Origin of the sequence: Anabaena sp. UHCC 0253, assembly GCF_009712085.1 — a bacterium.
Lineage (GTDB): Bacteria > Cyanobacteriota > Cyanobacteriia > Cyanobacteriales > Nostocaceae > Dolichospermum.
Window position 1 is genome coordinate 734,012 of record NZ_VILD01000003.1, and the last position, 8,955, is coordinate 742,966.

An 8,955-nucleotide genomic window follows, 5' to 3' on the forward strand; every position below is an offset into this window, starting at 1 on the left:
TGCTGATAATGGTGTATTGGTAGACAACGGTGATGGAACTTATACCTTCACCCCAACTGCTGACTTTAATGGTGCAGTTAATCTTTCCTACGGTGTGAGTGACGGTACAGATACCTTAGCTGGTCAAACTCAGACTTTCTCTGTGACTCCAGTTAATGATGCACCTGTGGGTTCACCCACTGCAACTTTAGGCAATACTGCTGAAGATACAGCCATTATCATTAATGCTGCTGACTTGTTAGCAGGTTTCAGTGATGTAGATGCTGGTGATACCTTATCCGTAACTGGTTTAACTGCTAATAACGGTGGTTTAGTTGATAACCTGGATGGAACTTATAGCTTCACTCCAACTGCTGACTTTAATGGTGCAGTTAATCTTACCTACGGTGTGAGTGATGGAACAGATACCTTAACTGGACAAACTCAGACTTTCTCTGTCACTCCAGTTAATGATGCTCCAGTAGGTTCACCTACAGCCATTTTAGGCAACACTGCTGAAGATACAGCCGTTATCATTAATGCGGCTGACTTGTTAGCAGGTTTCAGTGATGTAGATGGTGATACCTTATCCGTAACTGGTTTAACTGCTGATAACGGTGGTTTAGTTGATAACGGTAATGGAACTTATACCTTCACTCCAACTGCTGACTTTAATGGTGCAGTTAATCTTACCTACGGTGTGAGTGATGGTACAGATACCTTAACCGGACAAACTCAGACTTTCTCTGTCACTCCAGTTAATGATGCTCCTGTTGGTTCACCTACAGCAACTTTAGGCAACACTGCTGAAGATACAGCCATTATCATTAATGCTGCTGACTTGTTAGCAGGTTTCAGTGATGTAGATGGTGATACCTTATCCGTAACTGGTTTAACTGCTGATAACGGTGGTTTAGTTGATAACGGTAATGGAACTTATACCTTCACTCCAACTGCTGACTTTAATGGTGCAGTTACCCTTGACTACGGTGTTAGTGATGGAACAGATACCTTAGCTGGACAAACTCAGACTTTCTCTGTAACCCCAGTTAACGATGCACCAACTGTAGCAAATGCGATCGCAAACCAAACCACTCTAGAAGATGGTTTCTTCAGCTTTACCCTTCCCGCCAATACCTTTGCTGATGTTGATGCAGGTGACAGCTTAACTTACACTGCCACCCTCGCTAACAGCAACCCCTTACCTACCTGGTTAACCTTCAACGCTGCTACCAATACCTTTAGTGGCACACCCGACGACCCAGATAACGGCACAATTAGCATCAAAGTTACCGCGACTGACAGCAGCAATGCCACTGTTGACAATACTTTTAACCTAACAGTAACTCCTGTCAACGATGCACCTGTAGCTGGTGATGACTCTTTTAGTGCCAATCAAAATACACCATTGACCTTGCTATCTGGCGACCTGTTAGCCAATGATACCGATGTAGATAGTCCTACTTTGAGTATTACGGCTGTTAGTAACAGTGTTAACGGTAGCGTAACTATCAATAGCAGTGGCGATGTCGTCTTTACTCCCACCACTGGTTTTAGTGGCGATGGCAGCTTTAGCTATACCGTCAGCGATGGCAATGGTGGCACGGACTTAGGCATGGTAACAGTAGCTGTCGGGGTTAACCTCACCGGTACTAACAAAGATGACGTTATTAACGGTACACTCGGCAACGATATCATTAACGCACTCAATGGTGATGATAATGTCTTCGGCAATGCTGGTAACGACAACCTTGTTGGTGGCAATGGCGATGACATACTCTATGGCGGTGCTGGTAACGATCAACTTTATGGCGGTAACAGCAATGACTTCCTCTATGGTGAGGCTGGTAACGACCGTCTCGAAGGTGATAATGGTGAAGACAAACTTTATGGTGGTGACGGTAACGACAGCCTTTTCGGTGGTAATGGTGAAGACTTGCTTGTTGGTGGTGCTGGTAATGACTTCCTCAACGGTGGCAAGCAAGATGATATCCTGACTGGCGGTACTGGTAGCGATATCTTCGTCTTCGAGAAAGCCGCAGGTAGAGATAAAATCACTGATTTTAGTTTAGGTCAGGGCGATAAAATCGGCTTGTCTGGCTTGAGTTTCAATCAGTTGTCCTTCTCTGGTGATGAGATTCGTTTGGGTAATCAAACTTTAGGCATATTGACCGGGTTTGATACTACTACACTGACACAGAACAACTTTATCTCTGTTTAAGTGGATTAGATATCTCTGATTGAGAATGTAGGGACGTTATATAGAACGTCTCTACAAGAGTTTTCGGTATATCGTATTATTTGTTTAAAACTATTTAACCATTTACGTAGGCAAAATCGTAATTATTATGATTATTAATGGTACTTCCAATAACGATGAGTTAATTGCCCAACAAGGTGATCAAGTCTTTGGATTTGCAGGTGATGATACCCTAGATGCAGCTAATGGTGATGGAAATAACATCCTTGACGGTGGATCTGGCAACGACAAGCTTTTTGGGAATAATAACGACACCTTAATCGGTGGTGATGGAAATGATAGCTTATATGCTAAAGGTGATTCCGGTAATAACATCCTCAATGGTGGTGCTGGAGAAGATGACTTATATGCTGAAGGTAATTCCGGTAATAACATCCTCAATGGTGGTGATGATAGCGATCGCTTGTTTGTCTTAGAAGGCGATAATAACAGCCTGAATGGTGATGCTGGAGATGATGAGCTTTATGTCATGGACGGTAGCCTTAACACTCTCAAAGGCGGGGTTGGTAATGATTTTCTTCAGACACTCAGCATCACAGGTAACAACACCCTAGAGGGTGGTGAAGGTAATGATACTCTGATGGGAACACTGGCGAGCGATAGCTTATTTGGTAATGATGGAAATGACTTACTCTACGCTGGTAAACAAGGTACTAAAATGATTGGCGGTAATGGATTTGACCGCTTTTATCTTGGTAATGGTTCAGTTCCTGATGTACCCGCAGAAGTATTAGATTTTACAAAAAGTGATGATAAAGTTGTCATTGCTGGCATCCCTCAAGTCCATAATTTTGAAGACATCATTCTAGAGCAAGTTGGGAATGACACAATTGTCAAAGCTCTAATTGATAGTAGTGAAAAAAACTTGGGCATTTTACGAAATGTCCTCAGCAGTGATCTAGATGCTTCTAATTTTGATTTTATAATTCCTGTTTTCTCAATTACTGATGCTGCATCTATTGAAGGTAATGATCTAAATTTCACCATTACCCGCACCGATGATATATTAATTGAGCAAACAGTGACTGTATCCACATCCATAAATACAGGAGATACAGCCAGTGTTTCTGACTTCACTGCTCAAACTCAAACTATCACCTTTGCTCAGGGAGAAACCCAAAAAATCTTTACTGTTTCCAGCATACTAGATAGCTTATTCGAGAGTGCTGAAACTTTTACTGTGACTTTAAGTAATCCCACAAACGGATCAATTATCAGTTCTACAAATGGCATAGCCAAGGGAACTATTAATGATGAAGATATACCTCTAGCCGTTATTACCAACAACAGCATATTTAATGTTAAAGGAGTTGGTGATACAGTCAGACTCAAAGCCACCTTAATAGAAAGCAATTCTACTTTTGTCAACGAACTTGGTGTATTTGTTGTTGACAATGCCGAAGGTAGAATTAACGGTATTGCACCAGGGGAACAAGGTTATAATGAAGCCGCTTTTGACCTAGCAAAAACCCAAAGTGAAGGTGTTTTTTCTGCCATTGCTAATCTTCCTAATCTGTTTAAAACTGACATTGAAACTAATAGTTTGACACGACTACTGGAATTTGATTCTGGTAGTTACTTACAATTCTTTTTAGTCAAAGACGGTACAGTTGATTCTTTCAAAGCCGGACTCATTGAAAATAACAACATTTTATTTGCTGATTCCTCAAACCAAATCATTACACAGGAAGAGGGTAATGTTACAATTTCCTGGAAAGAAAATACGACTAAGACCAACTTCGATTCTCTAGTAGTGAAGATAGAATCAACTGATGAATCCTTAACTATAGGTACAGCACTACAAGAAGAAAGCCAAGCAAAATTAATTGATTTACGAGATATATCAGGTTTGGTAAAAGCAGACTTTTCTGTGTTTAGAGAAGCTGCATACAACAACGAGGTCTATTTTTACGAAGTAAACAATGCTCAAGGACAAATTGGCAGCCTGGAAGCAACTTCAGCTAATAGAGCCAATTACTTACAAGCAGCCATCAACAATCTGATTAAAGATGCAGAAACTGGTGAAATCATCAAATTTGCTGTTTCTAACCAGGGTCAATTCACAGACAGTGCCATGATTACAGGTGGTTCAATCTTCGCTCCCATGATCATTATCAATGGCACTTTGTCACAGTTGACTGATAATAATACTGGTAATGATCCTCAAGTTTATTTCCCTTACTTGGGAGTTAATTCTGATGGAGTAGACCACATTCGCTTATTAGCAGACAATACATTTGGTTTCGAGGACTTATCTGGTGGTGGTGATTTGGATTACAATGATTTAATTATTAAATTGAACTTCACTGTCCAGTAATCTGTGAAAAAATAATTGACTTTAATTCTGGCATCTTCTGTGGTAAAAAATCTGATAAACTAAGCGAAAAATCACGATTTATGAATCATCAAGGTACAATTATCTGGCTAACAGGTTTAAGTGGAGCAGGTAAAACAACGATCGCCTCGTCTGTTGTCCAAGAACTACAAAGACGCGGTTGCAGAGTAGAATTACTTGATGGTGATGTTGTTCGCACTAATTTATCTCAAGGGTTGGGATTTAGTAAAGAAGATCGGGATATCAATGTTCGCCGTATTGGTTTTGTTGCCAATTTACTCAGTCGTAATGGCATAATAGCGATCATTGCAGCAATTAGCCCCTATCGAGAAATTCGAGAGGAACTAAAACAGACAACTACTAACTTTGTGGAAGTTTACGTTCAAGCACCATTAACGGTTTGCGAATCCCGTGATATAAAAGGACTTTACGCTAAAGCTAGGGCTGGACAAATCCAAAATTTCACAGGTATATCTGATCCTTATGAAGAACCTTTAAATCCAGATATTATTTGTCAAACTGATAAATTTACTGTAGAGCAATGTGTTTCTCAAGTGGTCATTTATTTAGAGAAGCAAGGATATATTTCATTCATCTACCCAAGAACACAGGAGCATATATCACAGATACAACTAAAAGTATAGGTCGGGGTTTCCACACTTAATGGTACGGCTAGTTCCTATAATCAAGATGTGGGTTTTCCACATCTGAATAGCACAATAATAAAAGATTAATCACCAGTGAGAGCAAACACTAGCAAAAAAATATTGATAAAATTGATTATTAACAAAAATTAAACAAAGAGCATGATTAACGTGACCCCACGCTATTTGCATTCCTAAATTTCTGTATTTTTGTTAAAGTGTTACCTTAAACCTATTAGCTACTATTTTCGTTACTTTTGCTTCCTTCAAACTCCTAACCTTGCTATATGGCTCGAGACTATTATGAAACCCTGGGTGTCTCTCGTGATGCCGACAAAGAAGAGATTAAACAGGCTTATCGCCGCCTAGCCCGAAAGTATCACCCAGATGTTAACAAAGAATCTGGGGCAGAGGAACGGTTTAAGGAAATTAACCGCGCCTATGAAGTGCTGTCTGAACCGGAAGTTCGCGCTCGTTATGACCGCTTTGGTGAAGCGGGTGTTTCGGGAGCGGCTGCGGCTGGTGCTGGTGCTGGTTTCCAAGATATGGGCGACATGAGTGGTTTTGCCGATATCTTTGAAAGCATTTTCAGCGGCTTTGCTGGTGGTATGGGTGGACAACCCCAACAAAGACGGCGTAGCGGACCGGTGCGAGGTGATGATCTTCGACTCGACCTGAAATTAGATTTTCGGGAAGCAGTATTTGGTGGGGAAAAAGAAATTCGGATTTCCCATTTAGAAACCTGTGAAGTTTGTAATGGTTCTGGTGCTAAAGCCGGAACTCGCCCCCGGACTTGTGGTACTTGTGGTGGTTCAGGTCAAGTTAGACGAGTAACTAGAACCCCATTTGGTAGCTTTACTCAAGTGTCAACTTGTCCCGCCTGTGATGGTACAGGAACGGTTGTTGAGGATAAGTGTGATGCTTGTGATGGTAAAGGGGCAAATCAGGTTACAAAGAAACTCAAAATTAATGTTCCCGCTGGTGTGGACAATGGGACACGCTTAAGAATTTCCCAAGAAGGAGATGCAGGTCAACGGGGTGGTCCTCCTGGTGATTTATATGTCTACTTGTTTGTGAATGAAGATGAAGAATTTCATCGAGAGGGAATTAATATTAATTCGGAAATTAAAATTAGCTACCTGCAAGCGATTTTAGGTTGCCGTTTGGAAGTAAATACTGTAGATGGACCTGTTGAATTAGTAATTCCGGCAGGAACTCAACCCAATACGGTGATGAAATTAGAAAATCGTGGTGTCCCCCGTCTGGGTAATCCAGTGAGTCGGGGTGATCATTTGTTAACGGTGTTAATTGATATTCCGACTAAGATCATCCCAGAGGAGCGAGAACTGCTAGAGAAACTAGCTAAAATTAAGGGAGACAGGACTGGTAAAGGTGGTTTAGAAGGATTCTTAGGAAGCTTGTTTAAGTCATGAGTGGATCTTCTGTGTTAACCCCCGACGCTCAATTAGATTTGCGTGGGACTCCTTGTCCGATTAATTTTGTGCGAACAAAACTATATCTGGAAAAAATGCTTCCTGGGGGTTTATTGGAAGTGTGGTTAGATCCAGGTGAACCGATAGAACAAGTTCCTGATAGCCTGACAATGGCTGGTTATCATGTGGAAAAAATTACAGATTGTTCTGGCTACTTTTCTCTGTTTGTACGCCATCCGGTAGCTGGGGAATGAAAGGGGAATGTGTTTCTACTAAACAGTTATTCGGTACAGTTTTAGCTGTACAGGCGAATTTTTATCGCGTGCAGATGGATGAGGTGGAAAGGAGTCAGGAGTCAGGAGTCAGAAGTCAGGAGTCAGAAATAATAGAAAGTTCTTCTTCCCTTTCTTCGCTGTCACCTGTTCCCTGTCACCTGTCACCTTCCTCCCCTATTCTCCTTTGCACGCGGAGAACACGCTTGAAGAAAATTGGTCAACAGGTGATGGTGGGCGATCGCGTGGTTGTAGAAGAACCTGATTGGGCTGGTGGACGGGGGGCTGTGAGTGAAGTTTTGCCCCGTCATAGTCAATTAAATCGGCCAGCGATCGCTAATGTTAATCAAATTCTCCTGGTGTTTGCGGTTGCTGATCCGCCTTTAGAACCTATTCAATTAAGTAGATTTTTAATTAAGGCTGAGTCTACAGGGGTTGATGTGCTGCTGTGTTTAAATAAATGTGATCTCATTTCTGAAGAGGAACGACAGCAAGTAAGCGATCGCCTTTTGGCTTGGGGCTATCAACCTTTATTTATTAGTGTTCAAAATAGTATTAATATTGACCAAATAGCGGCATATTTGCAGGATAAAATTACTGTGATTGCTGGACCTTCTGGTGTGGGGAAATCCAGCTTGATTAATAGTTTGATTCCTGATATTAACCTGCGCGTGGGGGAAGTTTCCGGTAAATTAGCCCGTGGTCGCCATACTACCCGTCATGTAGAATTATTTGAAATGACTACAGGTGGGTTATTAGCGGATACTCCCGGTTTTAATCAACCTGATTTAGATTGTAGTCCCGAAGAATTAATTTACTATTTTCCAGAAGCTAGAACCAGGTTAGAAACTGCTAATTGTCGGTTTAGTGATTGTAGTCATCGGGATGAACCAGACTGTGTGGTTCGTGGTGACTGGGAACGATATCAGCATTATTTAGAATTTTTGGCTGATGCGATCGCTTATCAAACCCATCTTAACCAACAAGCTGACCCTGAATCAAATCTGAAATTAATATCTAAAGGTAAAGGTCAAAGTCAGTACGAACCAAAACTAGAAAGTAAAAAATATCGGCGGATTTCTCGGAAAACTCAATTACAAGATTTACAAGAGTTATACCGAGAAAGTGAAGATTGACACTCTCCGGTCTAAAGACATTAGGTAAAAATTTATTCATCAGATGTTAAATGGATTCTTTAACTATTCAATATCGTCAAATCATTAAAAATATTCTCGAAGAATATGCTGATTTTTTTGGCAATTATGAACAAGTTAAAGTTGAACTGGTGTTAGATGAAAAAAATGATCGTTATTTATTAGTAGAAACAGGTTGGGAAAATGGTTATCGGATATATGGAACTTTATTACATCTTGATTTAATTGATGGTAAAGTCTGGATTCAACATGATGGTACGGAGGAGGGAATTGCTAATGATTTGGTTGCTGCGGGAATACCAAAATCACATATTATTTTAGGGTTTAAAGCTCCTGAAATTCGGAAATATACGGAGTTTGCTGTTTTTTAGGTAAAAATTTGTTAATTAGGGCTTGCTGAAAAAGTAGAAAAAGGCAAAAAAAAATTAACTAGGTAGTTAGGCAAAAGCAAAGATAAGTTTTTGTTGTTTAAAATTAGGCAAAACATCACTTTTTCTAATTGAATTAAAGAAAAAAGAGATTATTTGGAAAAATTGCCATAAAAATCCCCAAAAAACCCTTGATAGTAAGGTAGAAAGATTCATAACTAAAAAAGTAATAGCAATAGCAGTTAGAGAGGTATGAGGAAGTTTAGCCATGACTCTACCCAAACTAAATCTTCGTTTACCCTGCCCAAATTTACCTTCAATACAGTTACGAATACCTTCGTCATAAGCAGCCTGTTTCTTATTTTCTTTACTGACATTTTTAGGTGGTCTTCCCAACGGCGGACCACTAATTCTAATTCCTCTTTCTTGACACCAAGCTCGATTCTCTCTTGTCCGATAAATTTTATCCACATGAACGGATTCAGGATAATATCCAGTGTCAGTTTTGTA

8 protein-coding genes are annotated in these 8,955 nt (G+C 40.4%); 7 read left to right on the plus strand and 1 reads right to left on the minus strand.

The features are described from left to right. From FJR38_RS11450 to FJR38_RS11480, 7 genes are all read left to right on the plus strand, one after another. A partial coding sequence (locus FJR38_RS11450; RefSeq protein WP_168537084.1) for a cadherin-like domain-containing protein occupies positions 1–2,200 on the plus strand: 2,200 nt, incomplete at its 5' end. A 127-nt stretch (positions 2,201–2,327) separates the two neighbouring features. Then, complete coding sequence (locus FJR38_RS11455) at positions 2,328–4,556, plus strand: DUF4114 domain-containing protein (RefSeq protein ID WP_168537086.1); 2,229 nt, start codon at positions 2,328–2,330, stop codon at positions 4,554–4,556. Between the two features lie 32 nt (positions 4,557–4,588). Beyond that, positions 4,589–5,218, plus strand: coding sequence for an adenylyl-sulfate kinase (cysC, locus tag FJR38_RS11460; RefSeq protein ID WP_371418188.1), 630 nt, complete (start codon positions 4,589–4,591; stop codon positions 5,216–5,218). A gap of 287 nt (positions 5,219–5,505) precedes the next feature. Further along, complete coding sequence (dnaJ, locus tag FJR38_RS11465) at positions 5,506–6,651, plus strand: molecular chaperone DnaJ (RefSeq protein ID WP_168494158.1); 1,146 nt, start codon at positions 5,506–5,508, stop codon at positions 6,649–6,651. Next, the gene (locus FJR38_RS11470) at positions 6,648–6,905 is read left to right on the plus strand and encodes a sulfurtransferase TusA family protein (RefSeq protein WP_168537090.1); all 258 of its coding nucleotides are present in this window, start codon (positions 6,648–6,650) and stop codon (positions 6,903–6,905) included. The genes dnaJ and FJR38_RS11470 overlap by 4 nt, the downstream gene beginning before the upstream one ends. Continuing rightward, positions 6,902–8,059 carry a small ribosomal subunit biogenesis GTPase RsgA gene (gene rsgA, locus FJR38_RS11475; RefSeq protein ID WP_168537092.1) on the plus strand — a complete coding sequence of 386 codons (1,158 nt, stop codon included), beginning with the start codon at positions 6,902–6,904 and terminating at the stop codon, positions 8,057–8,059. The genes FJR38_RS11470 and rsgA overlap by 4 nt, the downstream gene beginning before the upstream one ends. Before the next feature lie 50 nt (positions 8,060–8,109). Further along, the gene (locus FJR38_RS11480) at positions 8,110–8,448 is read left to right on the plus strand and encodes a XisI protein (protein WP_168537094.1); all 339 of its coding nucleotides are present in this window, start codon (positions 8,110–8,112) and stop codon (positions 8,446–8,448) included. Between the two features lie 66 nt (positions 8,449–8,514). Here the strand turns inward: FJR38_RS11480 and FJR38_RS11485 are convergent. Beyond that, the coding region (locus FJR38_RS11485) for a transposase (RefSeq protein WP_254449425.1) at positions 8,515–8,955 on the minus strand (441 nt) is incomplete at its 5' end.